At 56.0% G+C, this 20,250-nt stretch carries 14 protein-coding genes; 10 read left to right on the top strand and 4 right to left on the bottom strand.

From position 1 onward, the window contains the following. Nucleotides 1–47: 47 nt before the first annotated feature. The 7 genes from cmoM (at nt 48) to CWM57_RS12700 (ending at nt 10,810) form a co-directional block, all read left to right on the top strand. Nucleotides 48–848, top strand: coding sequence for a tRNA uridine 5-oxyacetic acid(34) methyltransferase CmoM (gene cmoM / locus CWM57_RS12735; RefSeq protein ID WP_016160569.1), 801 nt, complete (start codon nt 48–50; stop codon nt 846–848). Beyond that, entirely contained in the window at nt 845–2,167 is a 1,323-nt protein-coding gene (gene mukF, locus CWM57_RS12730; RefSeq protein WP_008805866.1) for a chromosome partition protein MukF, read from the top strand. Before cmoM ends, mukF begins: the two co-directional genes overlap by 4 nt. Next, entirely contained in the window at nt 2,148–2,852 is a 705-nt protein-coding gene (gene mukE, locus CWM57_RS12725) for a chromosome partition protein MukE (protein WP_074386412.1), read from the top strand. Before mukF ends, mukE begins: the two co-directional genes overlap by 20 nt. Continuing rightward, nucleotides 2,852–7,300, top strand: a complete 4,449-nt coding sequence (gene mukB, locus CWM57_RS12720) for a chromosome partition protein MukB (RefSeq protein WP_100631482.1) — start codon at nt 2,852–2,854, stop codon at nt 7,298–7,300. Before mukE ends, mukB begins: the two co-directional genes overlap by 1 nt. 200 nt (nt 7,301–7,500) lie before the next feature. After that, the gene (gene ldtD / locus CWM57_RS12715) at nt 7,501–9,294 is read left to right on the top strand and encodes a L,D-transpeptidase (RefSeq protein ID WP_074386410.1); all 1,794 of its coding nucleotides are present in this window, start codon (nt 7,501–7,503) and stop codon (nt 9,292–9,294) included. Between the two features lie 303 nt (nt 9,295–9,597). Continuing rightward, entirely contained in the window at nt 9,598–10,149 is a 552-nt protein-coding gene (locus CWM57_RS12705) for a YcbK family protein (protein ID WP_061156391.1), read from the top strand. A 13-nt stretch (nt 10,150–10,162) separates the two neighbouring features. Continuing rightward, on the top strand, nt 10,163–10,810 hold the full coding sequence (locus tag CWM57_RS12700) for an MBL fold metallo-hydrolase (RefSeq protein WP_061155170.1): 648 nt from the start codon (nt 10,163–10,165) through the stop codon (nt 10,808–10,810). Nucleotides 10,811–10,886: 76 nt separating this feature from the next. Here CWM57_RS12700 and CWM57_RS12695 read toward each other — a convergent pair whose 3' ends face one another. The 4 genes from CWM57_RS12695 to CWM57_RS12680 all read right to left on the bottom strand — a co-directional run bounded on the left by CWM57_RS12695 (nt 10,887) and on the right by CWM57_RS12680 (nt 15,974). After that, nucleotides 10,887–12,077 carry an amino acid aminotransferase gene (locus tag CWM57_RS12695; RefSeq protein WP_061155169.1) on the bottom strand — a complete coding sequence of 397 codons (1,191 nt, stop codon included), beginning with the start codon at nt 12,075–12,077 and terminating at the stop codon, nt 10,887–10,889. Nucleotides 12,078–12,264: 187 nt separating this feature from the next. After that, on the bottom strand, nt 12,265–13,344 hold the full coding sequence (gene ompK35 / locus CWM57_RS12690) for a porin OmpK35 (RefSeq protein WP_077268408.1): 1,080 nt from the start codon (nt 13,342–13,344) through the stop codon (nt 12,265–12,267). A gap of 591 nt (nt 13,345–13,935) precedes the next feature. Then, nucleotides 13,936–15,336, bottom strand: coding sequence for an asparagine--tRNA ligase (asnS, locus tag CWM57_RS12685; protein WP_039103039.1), 1,401 nt, complete (start codon nt 15,334–15,336; stop codon nt 13,936–13,938). A 176-nt stretch (nt 15,337–15,512) separates the two neighbouring features. After that, nucleotides 15,513–15,974, bottom strand: a complete 462-nt coding sequence (locus tag CWM57_RS12680) for an Lrp/AsnC family transcriptional regulator (protein ID WP_074386408.1) — start codon at nt 15,972–15,974, stop codon at nt 15,513–15,515. A gap of 369 nt (nt 15,975–16,343) precedes the next feature. On the opposite strand from CWM57_RS12680, the gene dpaL reads away from it, so the two are divergent. The 3 genes from dpaL to CWM57_RS12665 all read left to right on the top strand — a co-directional run bounded on the left by dpaL (nt 16,344) and on the right by CWM57_RS12665 (nt 20,233). Then, a complete protein-coding gene (gene dpaL, locus CWM57_RS12675; RefSeq protein ID WP_074386407.1) occupies nt 16,344–17,558 on the top strand; it encodes a diaminopropionate ammonia-lyase in 1,215 nt (404 codons plus the stop codon). 122 nt (nt 17,559–17,680) lie between these two features. After that, the gene (locus CWM57_RS12670; RefSeq protein ID WP_074386406.1) at nt 17,681–18,970 is read left to right on the top strand and encodes an aromatic amino acid transport family protein; all 1,290 of its coding nucleotides are present in this window, start codon (nt 17,681–17,683) and stop codon (nt 18,968–18,970) included. 24 nt (nt 18,971–18,994) lie between these two features. Further along, the gene (locus CWM57_RS12665) at nt 18,995–20,233 is read left to right on the top strand and encodes a Zn-dependent hydrolase (protein WP_074386405.1); all 1,239 of its coding nucleotides are present in this window, start codon (nt 18,995–18,997) and stop codon (nt 20,231–20,233) included. The last annotated feature ends 17 nt before the right edge of the window (nt 20,234–20,250 follow it).

Raw genomic sequence — 20,250 nt, 5'->3', positions numbered from 1 at the left:
GTGGGTATGACAAAATAGCGGTTTTGTGTTGGCTTGTGGAGTCGCCCGTGCAGGATCGCAATTTCGATGACATTGCTGAAAAGTTTTCGCGCAATATTTACGGCACCACAAAAGGTCAGCTGCGCCAGGCGATCCTTTGGCAGGATCTGGAACCGCTGCTGGCGCAGCTGGGGCCGGGACCGCTGAGGGTGCTGGATGCCGGCGGCGGCGAAGGGCAAACGGCCATCAAAGTGGCGCAACTGGGCCATCACGTGACGCTGTGCGATCTCTCTGCTGAAATGGTGGCGCGCGCCCGCCAGGCGGCCGTCGATAAAGGTGTGATCGACAACATGCATTTTGTACAATGCGCGGCTCAGGATATTGCGCAGCATTTGGAAAGCCCGGTCGATCTGGTACTGTTTCATGCGGTACTGGAGTGGGTGGCGGAGCCCCAGGAGGTGCTGCGTACGCTGTGGTCGACGCTGCGTCCTGGCGGTGGGCTGTCGTTGATGTTCTACAATGCTAACGGCCTGCTGATGCACAATATGGTGGCCGGTAATTTCGATTACGTACAATTGGGCATGCCAAAAAAGAAAAAACGCACGCTGTCGCCGGATTATCCGCGTGAGCCGCAGCAGGTTTATCACTGGCTGGAAGAGATTGGCTGGCAGATTGTCAGCAAAACCGGCGTGCGGGTGTTTCATGATTATCTGCGTGAAAAACGCCAACAGCATGACAGCTATGCGGCACTGCTGGAGCTGGAAACGCGCTACTGTCGTCAGGAGCCGTATCTCAGCCTGGGCCGTTATATTCATGTCACCGCGCTTAAGAGCCAGGCTCATAGCCGCAGATGCAAGGATAAAGTATGAGTGAATTTTCCCAGACAGTCCCCGAACTGGTTGCCTGGGCCAGGAAAAATGATTTTTCTATCTCGCTGCCGGTCGACAGACTCTCTTTTCTGCTGGCGGTCGCCACGCTGAACGGCGAACGGCTGGAAGGGGAAATGAGCGAGGGAGAACTGGTGGATGCGTTCCGCCACGTCAGTGATGCGTTTGAGCAGACCAGCGAAACCATCAGCCAGCGCGCCAATAATGCGATCAACGATTTGGTGCGCCAGCGTCTGCTGAACCGCTTTACCAGCGAAATTACCGAAGGCAATGCGATCTATCGCCTGACGCCGTTGGGGATCGGGATCACCGATTACTATATCCGTCAGCGTGAATTCTCGACGCTGCGTCTCTCGATGCAACTGTCGATCGTCGCCGGCGAGCTGAAGCGCGCGGCGGATGCCGCAGAAGAGGGCGGGGATGAGTTCCACTGGCATCGCAACGTTTTCGCTCCGCTGAAATATTCCGTGGCGGAAATTTTCGACAGCATCGACCTGACGCAGCGCATTATGGATGAGCAGCAGCAGCTGGTGAAAGACGATATCGCGCAGCTGTTAAATAAAGACTGGCGCGCGGCGATTTCCAGCTGTGAACTGCTGCTGTCGGAAACCTCTGGCACGCTGCGTGAACTGCAGGATACGCTGGATGCGGCGGGGGATAAACTGCAGGCGAATCTGCTGCGCATCCAGGATTCGACCATGGCGCGCGACGATTTGCATTTTGTCGACCGGCTGGTATTCGACCTGCAAAGCAAGCTCGATCGCATCGTCAGCTGGGGTCAACAGGCGATTGACCTGTGGATCGGCTACGACCGCCACGTGCACAAGTTTATCCGTACCGCTATCGATATGGATAAGAACCGCGTCTTCGCCCAGCGTCTGCGCCAGTCGGTACAGACCTATTTTGATGAGCCGTGGGCGCTGACTTACGCCAACGCCGACCGTCTGCTGGATATGCGCGATGAAGAGATGGCGCTGCGCGATGAAGAGGTCACCGGCGAACTGCCGGCGGATCTCGAATTTGAAGAGTTTAACGAAATTCGCGAGCAGCTGGCGGCGCTAATTGAAGCGCAACTGGCGGTCTATAAAGAGAAGGGAATACCGCTGGACCTCGGCCTGGTGGCGCGGGAGTTCCTGGCGCAGTATCCGCGCGGGCGTCACTTCGACGTGGCGCGGATCGTCGTGGATCAGGCGGTACAGCTGGGCGTCGCCCAGGCAGATTTCACCGGACTGCCGGCAAAATGGCAGCCGATTAATGATTACGGAGCCAAGGTACAGGCGCATGTCATTGACAAATATTGAACAAGTGATGCCGGTTAAGCTGGCGCAGGCGTTGGCCAATCCGTTATTTCCGGCGCTGGACAGCGCCCTGCGCGCGGGCCGTCATATCGGTCTCGACGAGCTGGATAATCACGCATTTTTGATGGATTTCCAGGATTATCTGGAAGAGTTTTACGCTCGCTATAACGTCGAGTTGATCCGCGCGCCGGAAGGGTTCTTCTACCTGCGCCCGCGGTCCACCACGCTGATTTCGCGCTCGGTGCTGTCGGAGCTGGATATGATGGTGGGCAAAATTCTTTGCTATCTCTACCTCAGCCCGGAGCGCCTGGCAAACGAAGGGATTTTCACCCAGCAGGAACTCTATGACGAACTGCTGACCCTGGCGGATGAAGCCAAGCTGCTGAAGCTGGTGAACAACCGTTCCACCGGTTCGGATCTGGACCGCCAGAAGCTGCAGGAAAAAATGCGCGCGTCGCTTAACCGCCTGCGCCGCCTGGGGATGGTGTGGTTTATGGGCCATGACAGCAGCAAGTTTCGCATTACCGAATCGGTATTCCGCTTTGGCGCCGATGTGCGCGCCGGCGACGACCCGCGCGAGGCGCAGCGCCGCCTGATCCGCGACGGGGAAGCGATGGCTCTGGAAAATCACCTGCAGCTCAATGATGAGAATGAAGAAAACCAGCCGGATAGCGGGGAGGAAGAGTAATGATTGAACGCGGTAAGTTTCGCTCGCTAACGCTGGTTAACTGGAACGGTTTCTTTGCCCGGACCTTTGATCTTGATGAACTGGTGACCACCCTCTCCGGGGGGAACGGCGCGGGTAAGTCCACGACCATGGCGGCTTTCGTCACGGCGCTGATCCCGGATTTAACCCTGTTGCACTTCCGTAACACCACCGAAGCGGGCGCCACCAGCGGTTCGCGCGATAAAGGCCTGCACGGTAAACTGCGCGCCGGCGTCTGTTACTCGGTGCTCGACGTGATCAACTCGCGCCACCAGCGCGTGGTGGTTGGCGTACGTCTGCAGCAGGTCGCCGGGCGCGACCGTAAAGTCGATATTAAGCCATTTGCCATCCAGGGGCTGCCCACCTCGATCCAACCGACCCAGCTGTTGACCGAGACGCTCAACGATCGTCAGGCGCGCGTGGTAAGCCTCAATGAGCTGAAAGACAAGCTCGAGGCGATGGAAGGGGTTCAGTTCAAGCAGTTCAACTCGATCACCGAATATCACTCGTTGATGTTCGATCTGGGCGTGGTGGCGCGTCGTCTGCGTTCCGCCTCCGATCGTAGCAAATACTACCGCCTGATTGAGGCCTCGCTGTACGGCGGGATCTCCAGCACCATTACCCGCTCGCTGCGCGATTACCTGCTGCCGGAAAACAGTGGCGTGCGTAAAGCGTTCCAGGATATGGAAGCGGCGCTGCGGGAAAACCGCATGACGCTGGAAGCCATTCGCGTTACCCAGTCCGACCGCGATCTGTTTAAACACCTGATCAGCGAAGCCACCAACTACGTGGCGGCGGACTATATGCGTCACGCCAACGAGCGGCGCATTCACCTGGATAAGGCGCTGGAGTATCGTCGCGATCTCTTTACCTCGCGTTCGCAACTGGCGGCCGAGCAGTATAAGCACGTCGAGATGGCGCGTGAGCTGCAGGAGCACAACGGCGCGGAAGGCGATCTGGAAGCCGATTACCAGGCCGCCAGCGATCACCTGAACCTGGTGCAGACCGCTCTGCGTCAGCAGGAAAAAATTGAGCGCTACGAAGCGGATCTCGACGAGCTGCAGATCCGTCTGGAAGAGCAGAATGAAGTGGTGGCGGAAGCCGCCGACCAGCAGGAAGAGAACGAAGCCCGCGCCGAAGCCGCCGAGCTGGAAGTGGATGAGCTGAAAAACCAGCTCGCCGACTATCAGCAGGCGCTCGACGTCCAGCAGACCCGTGCCATTCAGTATAACCAGGCGCTGCAGGCGCTGGAGCGCGCGAAGGCGCTGTGCCATCTGCCGGATCTGACGCCAGAGAGCGCCGACGAGTGGCTGGAAACCTTCCAGGCGAAAGAGCAGGAAGCGACGGAGAAAATGCTGTCGCTGGAACAGAAAATGAGCGTGGCGCAAACCGCGCACAGCCAGTTCGAACAGGCGTACCAACTGGTGGCGGCGATTAACGGCCCGCTGGCGCGTAATGAAGCCTGGGACGTGGCGCGCGAATTGCTGCGCGACGGCGTTAACCAGCGCCATCAGGCCGAGCAGGCGCAGGGGCTGCGCAGCCGTCTCAACGAGCTGGAGCAGCGTCTGCGCGAGCAGCAGGACGCCGAGCGTCAGCTGGCTGAGTTCTGCAAACGCCAGGGCAAACGCTACGATATCGACGATCTGGAAACGCTGCATCAGGAGCTGGAAGCGCGCATCGCGTCGCTGGCCGACAGCGTCTCTGACGCTCAGGAACAGCGCATGACCCTGCGTCAGGAGCTGGAGCAATTGCAGTCGCGCACCCAGACGCTGATGCGTCGGGCGCCGATCTGGCTGGCGGCGCAGAACAGCCTCAACCAGCTGTGCGAGCAGAGCGGCGAACAGTTTGAGTCCGGCCAGGAGGTCACCGAGTACCTGCAGCAGCTGCTGGAGCGTGAGCGTGAGGCTATCGTTGAACGTGACGAGGTCGGCGCCCGCAAGCGGGCCATCGACGAAGAAATCGAGCGTCTCAGTCAGCCGGGCGGCTCTGAAGACCCGCGTCTGAACGCGCTGGCGGAGCGCTTTGGCGGCGTCCTGTTGTCGGAAATTTATGACGACGTTAGCCTCGAAGATGCGCCGTACTTCTCCGCGCTGTATGGCCCGTCGCGCCATGCGATCGTGGTGCCGGATCTGTCGCAGGTGGCGGAGCAGCTCGAAGGGTTGGAAGATTGTCCGGAAGATCTGTATCTGATCGAAGGCGATCCGCAGTCCTTCGACGACAGCGTATTTAGCGTCGACGAGCTGGAAAAAGCGGTGGTGGTGAAGATTGCCGACCGCCAGTGGCGTTATTCACGTTTCCCAACGCTGCCGCTGTTTGGTCGCGCGGCGCGCGAAAACCGCATCGAAACGCTGCATGCTGAGCGTGAGAGCCTCTCCGAGCGTTTCGCAACCCTGTCGTTCGACGTGCAGAAAACCCAGCGTCTGCACCAGGCTTTCAGCCGCTTCATTGGCAGCCATCTGGCGGTCGCTTTCGAGGACGATCCGGAAGAAGAGATCCGCAAACTGAACAGCCGCCGCGGCGAGCTGGAGCGTGCGCTGAACGCCCATGAGAGCGATAACCAACAGAACCGCGTGCAGTATGAGCAGGCGAAAGAGGGCGTTTCTGCGCTCAACCGCCTGCTGCCGCGCCTGAACCTGCTGGCGGATGATACGCTGGCCGACCGTGTGGACGAGATCCAGGAACGTCTGGATGAAGCGCAGGAGGCGGCGCGCTTTATTCAGCAGCATGGCAATCAGCTGGCGAAGCTGGAGCCGATCGTCTCGGTGTTGCAGAGCGATCCGGAGCAGTTTGAGCAGCTGAAAGAAGATTACGCCTATGCGCAGCAAACCCAGCGCGATGCGCGTCAGCAGGCCTTCGCGCTGGCGGAAGTCGTGCAGCGCCGGGCCCACTTCAGCTACTCCGATTCGGCGGAGATGCTCAGTGGCAACAGCGATCTCAACGAGAAGCTGCGCCAGCGTCTGCAACACGCGGAGTCCGAGCGTAGCCGCGCGCGCGAAGCGATGCGAAGCCATGTTGCGCAGTTGAACCAGTACAACCAGGTGCTGGCGTCGTTGAAGAGCTCGTATGACACCAAAAAAGAGCTGCTCAACGATCTGTATAAAGAGCTGCAGGATATCGGCGTGCGCGCCGACGCCGGGGCGGAAGAGCGTGCGCGTGCGCGTCGTGACGAGCTGCACATGCAGCTGAGCAACAACCGCTCCCGCCGCAATCAGCTGGAGAAAGCGTTGACCTTCTGCGAAGCGGAAATGGACAACCTGACCCGTAAACTGCGCAAGCTGGAGCGTGATTACTGCGAAATGCGTGAGCAGGTCGTCAGCGCCAAGGCGGGCTGGTGTGCGGTGATGCGTCTGGTGAAAGACAACGGCGTGGAACGTCGTCTGCACCGCCGCGAGCTGGCTTATCTCTCTGCCGACGAACTGCGTTCGATGTCGGATAAGGCGCTGGGCGCGCTGCGTCTGGCGGTTTCCGATAACGAGCACCTGCGTGACGTGCTGCGTATTTCGGAAGATCCGAAACGTCCGGAGCGCAAAATCCAGTTTTTCGTCGCCGTCTATCAGCATCTGCGCGAGCGTATCCGTCAGGATATTATTCGTACCGATGACCCGGTGGAAGCGATCGAGCAGATGGAGATCGAGCTCAGTCGTCTGACCGAAGAGCTGACCAACCGCGAACAGAAGCTGGCGATCAGTTCCCGCAGCGTGGCGAACATTATTCGCAAAACCATTCAGCGTGAGCAGAACCGTATCCGGATGCTCAACCAGGGGCTGCAGAGCGTCTCGTTCGGCCAGGTTAACAGCGTGCGTCTGAACGTCAACGTGCGCGAAACCCACTCGACGCTGCTTGATGTACTCTCCGAACAGCATGAGCAGCATCAGGATCTGTTTAACAGTAATCGCCTGACCTTCTCGGAAGCGCTGGCGAAACTGTATCAGCGCCTGAATCCGCAGATTGATATGGGGCAACGTACGCCGCAAACCATCGGCGAGGAGCTGCTCGACTACCGCAACTATCTGGAGATGGAAGTGGAAGTTAACCGTGGCTCCGACGGCTGGCTGCGCGCGGAGTCCGGCGCGCTGTCAACCGGGGAAGCGATCGGTACCGGGATGTCGATTCTGGTGATGGTGGTGCAGAGCTGGGAAGATGAATCCCGTCGTCTGCGCGGCAAGGACATCTCGCCATGTCGTCTGCTGTTCCTCGATGAAGCGGCGCGTCTCGATGCCCGCTCCATCGCCACACTGTTCGAACTGTGCGAACGTCTGGAGATGCAGCTGATTATCGCGGCGCCAGAGAACATCAGTCCGGAAAAAGGCACCACCTATAAACTGGTGCGTAAAGTGTTCAATAATCATGAACATGTGCACGTGGTCGGGTTGCGCGGTTTTGCCGCGCCGGTGCCGGAAGCCCTGCCGGGGACTGCCGACGCCTCCTGAGGCTGCGGCTAAATCCTGGTGCGTAAGCGGTGAAAAGGGCAACGTTAAGTTGCCCTTTTTGCTATCCAGCCCGGTATGCCAGGGTGGTATAATCTTTAAGCTTCTTTACATTAGGTAAGGCAAAAGCCTTTTCGTCTTTATATACTGTGATAAAGCCCACCAATTTGTGGGCGGCAATGTGTGACAACAGGGGGCAAGGGATGTTGCTAAAGAAACGGTATGGTCGTCCATTGTCAGCGCTCAGCCTGAGCCTGGCACTGGCATTTGCTCCGCTGTTCAATGTCCAGGCCGCAGAGCCTGAAGTCGTACCCGGTGATAGCTCCGCTACACCTGGAGAGCTTTCCGTCGCGCTGACGCAAAGCGATGGGCAATCGCCGGCGGTCGCGAAGCTAGCCGGTGAGCAGCCGTTGTCGATGGAGGCCGCGGCGAACAGTCGCGCCCAGATCGAAGCGCTGTTGCCGGCAGGGTACAAACCTGTCTTTATGAATCCGCTGGTATCGCTGTACGCCGCCAGGGATATGAAACCGATGTGGGAAAACCGCGAGGCGGTGCAGGCGTTCCAGCAGCAGCTGGCGGAAATCGCCATCGCCGGTTTTCAGCCGCAGTTTACCACCTGGGTCAGCCTGCTGACCGATCCCGCTGTCAGCGGCATGGCGCGCGATGTGGTGTTGTCGGATGCCATGATGGGCTACCTGCATTTTATCAGTGGTATCCCCACCCAGGGCACTCGCTGGTTGTACGGTTCGACACCGTACAAAATGGCGACCCCACCGCTGTCGGTAATTAACCAGTGGCAGCTGGCGCTGGACAATGGTTCCCTGCCGGCGTTTATCGCCGGCCTGGCACCGCATCATCCACAGTATGAAACCATGCACCAGTCGCTGCTGGCGCTGGTGGCTGATTCTCGCCCGTGGCCGCAGCTAACCGGCAGCGGCTCGCTGCGCCCCGGTGAATGGAGCAATGATATCGGTGCCCTGCGTGAGATCCTCCAGCGTACCGGGATGCTGGAAAATACGGCCGATATCGTTCTGCCCGGCGATGTGGTCAGCCCGTCGGCGAAGAAAAAGAGCAAATCGGCTGCGGCCCGCGGCGTGTACGATCGCCAGCTGGTGGAGGGCGTGAAGCGCTTCCAGGCCATGCAGGGGCTGGGGGCGGATGGCGTCATTGGCCAGTCCACCCGCGACTGGCTCAACGTCTCCTCCGCGCAGCGTGCGGGGGTGCTGGCCCTGAATATTCAGCGTTTACGCCTGCTGCCGGGCAAACTCTCGACCGGCATTATGGTGAATATTCCCGCTTTCTCGCTGGTCTATTACCAGGATGGCAGCCAGGTGCTGGCCTCGCGGGTGATCGTGGGGCGTCCGGACCGCAAAACGCCGATGATGAGCAGCGCGTTGAATAACGTGGTGGTCAATCCGCCGTGGAATGTGCCGCCGACGCTGGCGCGCAAAGATATCCTGCCGAAGGTGCGGAATAACCCAGGCTATCTGGAACAACATGGCTACACCATGATGCGCGGCTGGAACAGTAAAGAGTCGATTGATCCTTACCGGGTCGACTGGTCGACCATCACCGAGAATAATTTACCGTTCCGTTTTCAGCAGGCGCCGGGGGCGCGTAACTCACTGGGCCGCTACAAGTTTAATATGCCGAGTTCGGATGCTATCTATCTGCACGATACGCCAAACCATAATCTGTTCCAGAAAGATGTTCGTGCGCTCAGCTCCGGCTGCGTACGCGTCAATAAGGCCTCGGAGCTGGCCAATATGCTGCTGCAGGATGCGGGCTGGAACGACACGCGTATTTCCGATGCCCTGAAGCAAGGGGATACGCGCTATGTCAATATTCGGCAAAATATACCGGTGAATTTATATTACTTAACGGCTTTTGTGGACGCTGATGGACGTACACAATATCGAACAGATATTTACAATTATGATCTTACCGCGCGATCCAGTGCACAAATTCTGACGAAAGCTGAACAATTAATCAGGTAAATGAAGTAGTTCAATGGATTTTGTTGTCCTAGCACTGGGTAAAAAAGGGCGCTGCTCCTCTGCAGCGCCCGATTTTCCTGGGGTGAGGCTGCCTTGACGTTGGCAATAATGCCCGGTAAGGTGCCTTTCGTGCGCCAGAAGTGCATATACATATAATTCCGCTCAATGCGTAGCGCGGCCAGCGCGAACGCTCTCCTTTGCCGGGCTGTATCACGGTTGTGGCGAGCGATGGCGAGCTGGCGGTTAGCCTCGTGCGATGCGGAAAAAGTATATAACGATTCATTGACTGTAGACCTGATTATCATGGACAAATTTGACGCTAATCGCCGCAGATTGCTGGCGTTGGGTGGTGCTGCGCTGGGTGCTGCCGCCATTCTCCCTGCGCCGGCATTTGCCACCCTCTCGACCCCCCGTCCGCGTATTTTGACGCTGAATAACCTGCATACCGGTGAATCGCTCAAGGCGGAGTTTTTCGATGGCAGAGGCTATATTCAGGATGAATTAGCAAGACTTAATCATTTTTTCCGTGATTACCGCGCGAATAAAATTAAGTCCATCGATCCAAGTCTGTTCGATCATCTTTATCGGTTGCAGGGATTGCTTGGCACCAACAAACCTGTCCAGCTTATTTCTGGTTATCGTTCCCTCGATACCAACGATGAGCTTCGCGCACGAAGCCGTGGTGTAGCGAAACACAGCTATCACACCAAGGGGCAGGCAATGGATTTCCATATTGAAGGCATTTCGTTAAGCAATATACGCAAAGCGGCGTTATCTATGCGCGCAGGTGGTGTAGGATATTACCCACGTAGTAACTTTGTGCATATTGATACCGGTCCGGTAAGGCACTGGTAACGAAAGGAGCGTCATGAACTATCGTATTATTCCGGTTACCGCGTTCGCGCAGAACTGTTCTCTTATCTGGTGCGAACAAACCCGGCTGGCAGCGCTGGTCGATCCTGGCGGCGATGCTGAACGTATCAAAGCGGTGGTGGCGGAGGCGGGCGTCACGCTGATGCAGATCCTGCTGACGCATGGCCATCTCGATCACGTCGGCGCCGCTGCGGAACTGGCGCAGCATTATGGCGTACCGGTTATTGGTCCGGAAAAAGAAGATGAGTTCTGGCTGGAAGGATTACCGGCGCAAAGCCGGATGTTCGGCCTGGAGGATTGCCAGCCGCTGCGTCCGGATCGCTGGCTCAATGAAGGCGATGTGGTCAATGTAGGGAATGTGGCGCTGCAGGTGTTCCACTGTCCGGGCCATACGCCGGGTCACGTGGTCTTCTTTGATGACGCCTCCCGATTGCTCATTTCCGGGGACGTGATTTTTAAAGGCGGGGTGGGGCGCAGCGATTTTCCACGCGGCGACCATGGACAGCTGATTGCGGCCATTAAAGATAAGCTGTTGCCGCTGGGCGATGACGTGACCTTTATTCCCGGCCATGGTCCACTGTCGACGCTGGGTGAGGAACGCCGTAACAACCCGTTCCTGCAGGATGAGATGCCGGTCTGGTGACAGACATGACGCGAACACATAAAAAAGGCCGCATTCGCGGCCTTTTTCTTTTATCTCGCTTAGCGCACTCTGTCGCTTACAGTACCGCGACGATGGCTTCGCACAGCGGCGCCATATTGTCGGGCGTCATCCCGGCCACGTTGATACGTCCGGAAGCAACCGCATAAATGGCGAACTCTTCGCGCAGACGCAGCACCTGCTCTTTGCTCAGCCCGCTGAACGAGAACATGCCGTTCTGCTTGCTGATAAAGCTGAAGTCGCGACTCGCGCCTTTCTCCTGCAGGGTGTTGACGAACAGCAGGCGCATACGCTGGATGCGCTGGCGCATATCGGTCAGCTCCTGCTCCCAGATCGCTCGCAGCGCATCGTTGCTCAGAATAGTGGCGACCACAGAGGCGCCATGCGCAGGCGGGTTGGAGTAGTTGGCGCGGATCACCGATTTCATCTGACTGAACGCGCGGTCCACGGTCTCCTGATCGGCGGCGACCAGCGTGCAGGCGCCGACGCGCTCGTTGTACAGGCCAAAGTTTTTCGAGTAGGAGCTGGCGACCAGCAACTCTTTGTGCAGCGCAGCAAAGGCGCGCAGCCCTTCAGCATCTTCTTCCAGACCGCGGGCGAAGCCCTGGTAGGCGAAATCAAACAGCGGGAGCCAGCCTTTTTCCACTGACAGCTGCGCCAGCTGCTGCCACTGGTCGAGCGTCGGATCGATACCGGTCGGGTTGTGGCAGCAGCCGTGGAACAGCACCACGTCGCCTGCCTGCGCTTCGTTCAGGCTGGCCAGCAAACCATCAAAGTCCAGCGCATGGTTAGCGGCGTCGTAGTAGGTATATTCGCGCACTTCCAGGCCGGCAGAGTTAAACACGCTTTTATGGTTCGGCCAGCTTGGGTTGCTCACCCAAACGCGTTTTACGTCGGTGTTTTTGGCGAGGAAGTCAGCCGCGACACGCAGAGCGCCAGTACCGCCTGGGGTCTGCGCAGTACGGGCGCGTTTATCAGCGATAATCGCATTGCCTTTACCGAACAGCAGCTCCTGGGTGCAGCGACCAAATTCAGGAATACCATCGATGCCCAGATAGTTTTTAGTCGTTTCATTTTCCAGCAGGTACTGCTCAGCTTTTTTGACGCTGGTCAGAACGGGTGTTTTACCGGTTTCATCCTTGTAAACACCAATTCCGAGGTTAATTTTTTCAGGGCGGTCATCGGCACGAAACAGATCGGCCAGACCTAAAATCGGGTCGGCTGGGGCGGCGGTAATGTTCTCAAACATGACGAGGTTCCATTGTGATTACTGAAGGGAAATCCGCTATCAGGTTAACGGGAGAATAACGAATTGCCAACCGTTTGCGACAAAAAGCGAGAAGGTTTTCGAAAGATACGATCTTTGCCTCACGAATACAGAAAAGCAGGACCGAAGTCCTGCTTTGAAGGCATATCACGAAGGGGTGTACTGCAGATTAGAACTGGTAAACGATACCCACGGCCGCCTGGTCGTCGGTCGCTACGCCAGCCGCTTTGGTGTAATCGTTGTCGCTCAGCTGGTTGAATTTATACGCAGCATAAACGTTCATGTTCTTGTTGAAGTAGTACCAGGTACCCACTTCGATGTATTTAACCAGATCCGCATCGCCGCCGGAGAAGCCAGCACGCGACTGCAGGTCTTTACCTTTGGTCTGCACGTAGCCGATGGACGGACGCAGGCCGAAGTCGAACTGATACTGTACGACAGCTTCAAAGTTCTGAGTTTTGCCCGCGAAGTGGTTATCTTCTTCCGGAGTCATGTTGTAGGTCTGGGAGTACATGACTGCCGCGTAGACGTTGTTGGCGTCATATTTTGCAGAGGTTGCCCAGGCTTCGGCTTTGTCGCCATTGCCGTCAGCTTTCTGATCGACGCTACGGTTGGAGCCGGAGTAGCCTGCAGACAGCGCGATACCGTTGTCGAACGCGTAGGTGGCCGCGGTGCTGAAGCCGTCGCCATTCTGCTTGCGAACCGCACGGTCGTGGTCGTTTTTACCCTGGTACTGCAGCGCGAAGCTCAGGCCGTCAACCAGACCGAAGAAGTCAGAGTTACGGTAGGTTGCCACGCCGTTGGTACGGCCGGTCATGTAGTTGTCGGTGTAGTTCCAGCCGTCGCCGCCCCATTCAACCAGCATATCGGTTGCTGCTTCGACATCGTAGATCGCGCCGTAGTTACGGCCGTAGTCGAATGAACCGTATTCGCCCGCTTTCAGACCCGCGAACGCCAGACGGGTTTTCGTCGGCTGGGAACCTTCAACGTTGGACGCATCCATGTTGTATTCCCACTGGCCGTAACCGGTCAGCTGATCGTTGATCTGAGTTTCGCCTTTCAGGCCGATACGGGCATAGGTGGTATCGTCGCTGCTGGTGTTACCATTGGTGGTCCAGACGTGCTCGCCGACCATTTTCCCGTAGAAGTCCAGTTTGTTGCCGTTTTTGTTATAGATTTCTGCAGCGTTGGCTGCACCGGCTACCAGCAGGGCAGGGATCACCACTGCCAGAATATTGCGCTTCATCATTATTTATTACCCTCATTAATATTTTTTATATGAACACGTGCCACTGCCGTCAATAAGTTCTGTCAATAAAAACTTACAGAACCATTGATGAGAGTTTGGTGTCTGAAGGCATCTTTCCATCCGCGACAACGTTTCGCTAGCCGGAAAATGCTACTAATATCTCATATGAGTAACAAAACGAAAAATCATGTAACTAAATGTGTATTTTAGGGAACTTTGTGAACTTAATCAAAATTCCGTTCCACCTGATAAGGCAAAACGCCATTGCTTATCTATCTATATGAATTATTTATGATTAATTTGGATAAGCGGTAATTCGTTCATTTTGTGTGTTGAATTCGCCTTCTTTTTATTCAGCTCCTGTCTTTGCAAGACGTGCGGCGAGTGGTTAAAAAATGAGCAGATTTATCAGTGGTTTTGCGTTCTTATGAACATAAAGTGCGATCTGCGTCACTGGCATGCACCGAAACAGTGCGTAACATAAATGTGATTTCCAGGCCTTGATGTTTAAGTTTGTTGAATTTTGCTAACAGTAATTGACATAAAAAAAGGCCAGCTTGCGCTGGCCTCTGAGGTTTATAACCGAAAAATTTAGAATGTCGCGTTGCGCGGGGTTCGCGGGAACGGAATGACATCGCGGACGTTCTGCACGCCGGTTACGTAGGCAATCAGACGTTCGAAGCCCAGACCAAAGCCGGAGTGTGGCACGGTGCCGTAGCGGCGCAGGTCGCGATACCACCAGTAGTCTTCTTTGTTGAGCCCCATCTCTGCCATACGTGCGTCCAGCACGTCGAGACGTTCTTCACGCTGGGAACCACCGATGATCTCACCGATGCCCGGCGCCAGGACATCCATTGCCGCGACGGTTTTACCGTCTTCGTTAAGGCGCATGTAGAACGCCTTAATGTCTTTCGGGTAGTTTTTCACCACGACCGGTGCTTTGAAGTGCTCTTCGGCCAGATAACGTTCGTGCTCGGAGGAGAGATCCACGCCCCAGTAAACCGGGTTCTCAAACTGCTTGCCGCAGTTTTCCAGAATAGTGACGGCATCGGTGTAATCCACCTGGGCAAAGTCAGCGGAGACGAAACGCTGCAGACGGTCGATAGCGTCTTTGTCTACGCGCTCGGCGAAGAACTGCATATCATCCGCACGCTCTTCCAGTACTGCCTTGAAGACGTACTTGAGCATCGCTTCTGCCAGACCTGCAACATCATTCAGGTTGGCGAAGGCGACTTCCGGCTCCAGCATCCAGAACTCCGCCAGGTGACGGCTGGTGTTGGAGTTTTCGGCACGGAAGGTCGGGCCGAAGGTGTAAATTTTCGACAGCGCACAGGCGTAGGTCTCGCCGTTCAGCTGGCCGGATACGGTCAGGAACGACTCCTTACCGAAGAAGTCTTTATCGAAGTCGACTTTGCCCTGGTCGTTACGCGGCAGGTTTTCCAGATCCAGCGTCGACACGCGGAACATTTCGCCGGCGCCTTCGGTATCGGAAGCGGTGATCAGCGGGGTGGAAACCCAGAAGAAGCCCTGTTCGTCGAAGAAACGGTGCAGCGCCTGCGCCAGGGTATGACGCACGCGAGCTACCGCACCAATCAGGTTGGTGCGCGGACGCAGGTGCGCCACTTCACGCAGATACTCGATGCTGTGGCGCTTGGCCGCCATCGGGTAGGTGTCCGGGTCTTCCACCCAGCCGGTCACTTCCACGCTGGTCGCCTGGATCTCAAAGCTTTGACCCTGACCCTGGGAAGCCACGACTTTACCGGTGACAATCACCGAGCAACCGGTGGTCAGACGCAGCACTTCCTGATTGTAATTGGGCAGAGAATTATTAATAACGGCCTGTACAGGATCAAAGCAGGAACCGTCATAGACGGCGAGGAATGAAAAGCCAGCTTTAGAATCTCGGCGGGTACGCACCCATCCGCGGACCGTGACTTCGCTGTCAACGGCAACGCGGCCCTGGAGTACGTCGGCTACAGGCACAACGCTCATAATAGTCTCTCTTTGTAGTCCAATAAAAAATTCTGTTTCCCCCTTCAGCGGGGGGATATCTATGTTACCTGTCATCTTCCATCAGACAAGCAGAATTCGCACATGGGAGGGAGGATTTCGGAAATAAATTAGCCGCGGGGCCGTTCTTTACCTTCCGTTTACCTCTTTTACGCGAATTATTCGATAATGACCGTCATTTCCTGCTTCGCGTTTTGCATCGATACGATGGTGCGGAAGGATTTGATATTCCCCGAGGCAAAGAAGAGCTCACGGGTCAGGGCTTCGTATTCCGCCATATCGCGGACGTTGATCACCAACAGAAAATCGAAGTCGCCGGTGACGTAATAAACCTGCTGCACCTGCGGGCAACTGACAAACCGCTGTTTATCCTCTTCAAGTAGGTCAAGGCGTTCATTCTCGATCGTAACCTGCACCATGATAGTGGTTGGACGGCCCACTTTACTGGCATCAACCACGCTCACGCTGCCTTTAATGATGCCAGCTTCTTCCAGCGTGGCAATTCGCCGGTTGACCGCCGAGGCGGAAAGACTGACGCGATCGGCGATTTCCCGCTGCGACAGGCGATTGTTGCGCTGTAGCAGGGTGAGAATTTTTTTATCCCAACTATCCAGTTTCATTATCTTTGTCGCCCTAAATACCTGTGATCGGCCTCACGCATGCAACTTTGTTGCGTGAAAGAGGTGAATCAGAGTGAAAATTGCGAAGTTATGGGCAATTTTGCGCCATTTAACCATCGGCGGCAGTGTACCATCTCAGACAGTGGTAAAGCGTGAAATCGCTACAGAAAACCACTGACGTTATTTCTATAGCCTAAATAATTCGAGTTGCAGAAAGCCAACACACATGCAACTTGAAGTATGACGGGTATACATCGATTTATTCGACCATCTCTTTATTGGCCGCGCGGATCCCTGCGCCCTTTATTTGGCCGGGCTGGTCGTTGATTAATTCATCGTCGTACGACGATATGGATAAAAGGTTTATTTATGACGGACACGATTAAATATCAACTCAACGCCCGGCATCTGCCGTATGAACAGGGGGCGGACCTCAGTCTGCTCAATGAAAGCGTTGGCGACGAAGTGCTGGCATTCCATCAAAAATTCCCCGCCTATCGGGTAACGCCGCTGCGCAAGTTGGATTATTTAAGCCAGCGTCTCGGGCTGGGATCGTTGCATATAAAGGATGAAGCGCAGCGTTTCGGCCTTAACGCCTTTAAAGGATTAGGCGGTTCTTATGCGATGGGAAAATATCTCGCTGAACAGCTTGGGCGCGATATTAATACTTTGAGCTTTAGCGATCTTAATTCACCAGAAATTAAAGCCCGTATTAAAGATATTGTGTTTGTCACCGCCACCGATGGCAACCACGGCCGCGGCGTGGCGTGGGCGGCGGAGCAGCTTGGGCTACGGGCGGTTGTTTATATGCCTAAAGGTTCCTCGCCGGTCCGCGCACAGAATATTCGCCAGCATGGCGCTGAGTGCACAATAACCGAACTCAATTATGACGATACCGTCCGTCTGGCGGATAAAACCGCCAAAGAGCAGGGGTGGGTACTGCTGCAGGATACCGCCTGGCAGGGCTATGAACAGATCCCTACCTGGATCATGCAAGGTTATATGACGCTCGCCGTTGAAACCTGGCAGCAGTTGGCGCAAAGCGGCGCCAGGATGCCTACGCATCTGTTTTTACAAGCCGGCGTCGGCTCTTTTGCCGGCAGCATTATGGGGTATTTCGTTGAGAAGATGCAGCAGAATGCGCCGACGATAGTGATCCTTGAACCGCATAAAGCGAACTGCCTGTACCGTTCGGCAACCATCAATGACGGGCAACCGCACAGCGTCGGCGGCGACATGGCGACGTTAATGGCCGGCCTTGCTTGCGGCGAACCCAATATCACCAGTTGGCCGATGCTGCGTGACCATGCCCGTTGTTTTATCTCTGCCGATGATTGTCTTGCCGCTAACGGCATGCGCCTGCTGGCCGCGCCGCGGCCAGGTACCGATGAACCCTTTATCTCCGGCGAATCCGGCGCCATCGGCGCGGGAGTGCTTTATGCGCTGATGACCCAGCCGGAATACCGCGAACTTGCCGAAGCGCTGCGGCTGAATGCTGATGCGCAGGTCCTGTTAATCAGCACTGAAGGAGATACGTCCCCGGATGTCTATGAAGACATCGTCTGGTTTGGCCGTAATGGCTAATCGCCATCGGCAATAAGAAGAGGGCCATCTTACCTACCCTACGAGCCCTCGGTATGACATGCGTTCTGACTAATAACGAAAACATACGCGGATTCGTGTAATGCATAGAGAGAACCTGACCGATGAATACTGAAAATGCTGTGACAGAAAGAGGATGTTGCGATGCCGCAAAGTGGCATAGCGAAGATACCGTGTGGGTGCTTGGCCTGTTCGGCACGGCAATTGGCGCCGGGGTGTTGTTTCTGCCGATTAACGCCGGAATTGGCGGTTTTTGGCCGCTGCTTATCGTTTTTGCTCTCGCTTTTCCCATTACTTATCTGGCGCATCGCGGGCTGGCACGATTTATTTATTCTTCCAACACGCCGGAAAGCACGATCACCGATGTCATTGGCGAGCATTTTGGCGCGCTAGCGGGGAAGGTGTTTACCGTTATCTATTTCTTCGCTGTGTACACCATTTTGATTATGTATGCGGTAGCCATTACGAATACTGCGCAAAGTTTTATCAGCCATCAACTGGGGCTGGCGGAGCCGCCGCGGGCAGTGGTGTCGATTGTGCTGATCCTCGGGCTGATGTTTATTGTCCGCCTCGGGCAGCGTTTGATTATGCGCGTGATGAGCACCCTGGTTTATCCCTTCATTATTTCACTTATTTTTATGGCGCTGTTTTTGATCCCGCACTGGAACGGCGCGATTTTGCACACCGTGAGCTTCAGCGCAATGGGCGATGGGCGCGGCATTTTACTGACGCTGTGGATGACTTTTCCGGTGCTGGTTATGTCGTTTAACCACTATCCGATCGTCTCGCCGATGGTCGTACGCCAGAAGCAGCGCTACGGACTCGCGCTTGCCGAGCGCAAATGCGCACAGATCCAGCGCTATGGCATCCTCTTAATGACCGTGGTGGTGCTATTTTTCGTTCTCAGCTGCGTGTTGAGCCTGTCACCACAGCAGTTAGCGGAAGCAAAAGCGCAGAATTTGTCGATCCTGTCGTACCTTGCCAACCAGTTTGAGACGCCGATTATTGCCTGGCTATCGCCAATCATTGCGTTTGTCGCGATTACGAAATCGTTTCTTGGCCACTATATCGGCGCTTATGAATCGCTGCGCGATCTGATTATCGAGGCCGCCGCCGCGCGGGGGAAAAAACCGACTATCCGCGCAGTTGACGCCGTTATTCTGGTTTTTATGGTCCTCACCTGCTGGTTCGCCGCCTATAAGAACCCAAGCATCCTCGGTATTATCGAGTGCATCAGCGGCCCGACCGGGGCTGCGATTCTACTGCTGTTGCCGATGTATGCCATTCATAAGTTACCGGTGCTGGCGCCGTATCGCGGCAAAGCCAGCAACGTTTTCGTCACCCTGATTGGGTTAATTACCGTATCCGCCATTTTTTACGGCATGTTCCAGTAACCCCGAACAATAGCGAGATGTTTTATGAGTCATGATCTACAGATAAACGGCCAGCGGCTGATCGATTCCCTGTTTGCGCTTGGTGAATGCGGCGCGTTGGAAGGCGGCGGCGTCTGCCGCCTTGCGGCGACCGCGGAAGATAAAGCCGGTAGGGACTTTGTTGTTGCCCGGATGAACGCGCTGGGGCTGACTATCTATATCGATGCTATCGGCAACGTTACCGGTGTTTATCGCGGAGAAGAGGCGCTACCGATGGTGATGATGGGGTCGCATATCGACACCGTGGGTACTGGCGGCCTGTACGATGGCAACTACGGCGTGATGGCCGGTCTCGAGGTGATTGCCACCCTTCAGGATGCCGGGATTCGTCCGCGGCGTCCGTTAGCCGTAACCTTCTTTACTAATGAGGAGGGGGTGCGCTTCCAGCCCGATATGATGGGAAGCGTGGTGTTTGCCGGGGAGTATCCACTGGCGCAGGCCCTGGCGGCAAAAGACCACAATGGCATTACTCTTGACGAGGCGCTGCGGGAGATTGGCTATAAAGGCGAACATCAGCCGGGCAATCTGCCGGTAGATAGCTACGTCGAACTACATATCGAACAGGGACCTATCCTCGATAAGGAACGGATTGATATCGGCGTCGTCACCGGCGTGCAGGGTATTTCATGGCAAGAATTTACGCTAACAGGCGTGTCGAATCACGCCGGTACGACACCGATGTCCATGCGCCGCGATGCCGGCCTGGCGGCGGCGAAAATCGCCGTTTTTGCCCGTGAACTGGCGATGAGCCTCGGCGGCAATCAGGTGTCTACCGTCGGGCATATCAGCGTTAAACCCAACCTGATTAACGTCATTCCAAATCACGTCGTGATGTCGGTGGATTTACGCAATACCGATAACGCTATCTTAATTGAAGCGGAACGGCGCTTAGCCGAGTTTGTCGCCACAACGGCGCAGGAAGAGGGGGTGGAGATAGCCAGCCGTTCACTGGTGCGTTTTAACCCGGTCATTTTTGCCGATGAAATCGTCAATGCCGTTGAAGCGGAGGCGAAACGTCAAGCCCTCAGTTATCGGCGCCTGCCGAGCGGCGCCGGCCACGACGCGCAATTTATGGCTTCGGTATGCCCCGCAGGGATGATTTTTGTCCCCTGTGTTGACGGCATTAGCCACAACGTCAATGAACATAGCGAAGCCAAAGATCTCATTGCCGGCGCCAATGTGCTGCTGCAGGTGGTATTACAGCGCGCGCAGCGTGCGGCATAATTTTTACAGGAGTGAAG

It is taken from the genome of Klebsiella sp. G-Nf4, assembly GCF_002810615.1.
Lineage (GTDB): Bacteria > Pseudomonadota > Gammaproteobacteria > Enterobacterales > Enterobacteriaceae > Klebsiella > Klebsiella variicola.
Note: the sequence above shows the minus strand (reverse complement) of the source record. Positions and strands in the feature narration are given on the sequence as shown.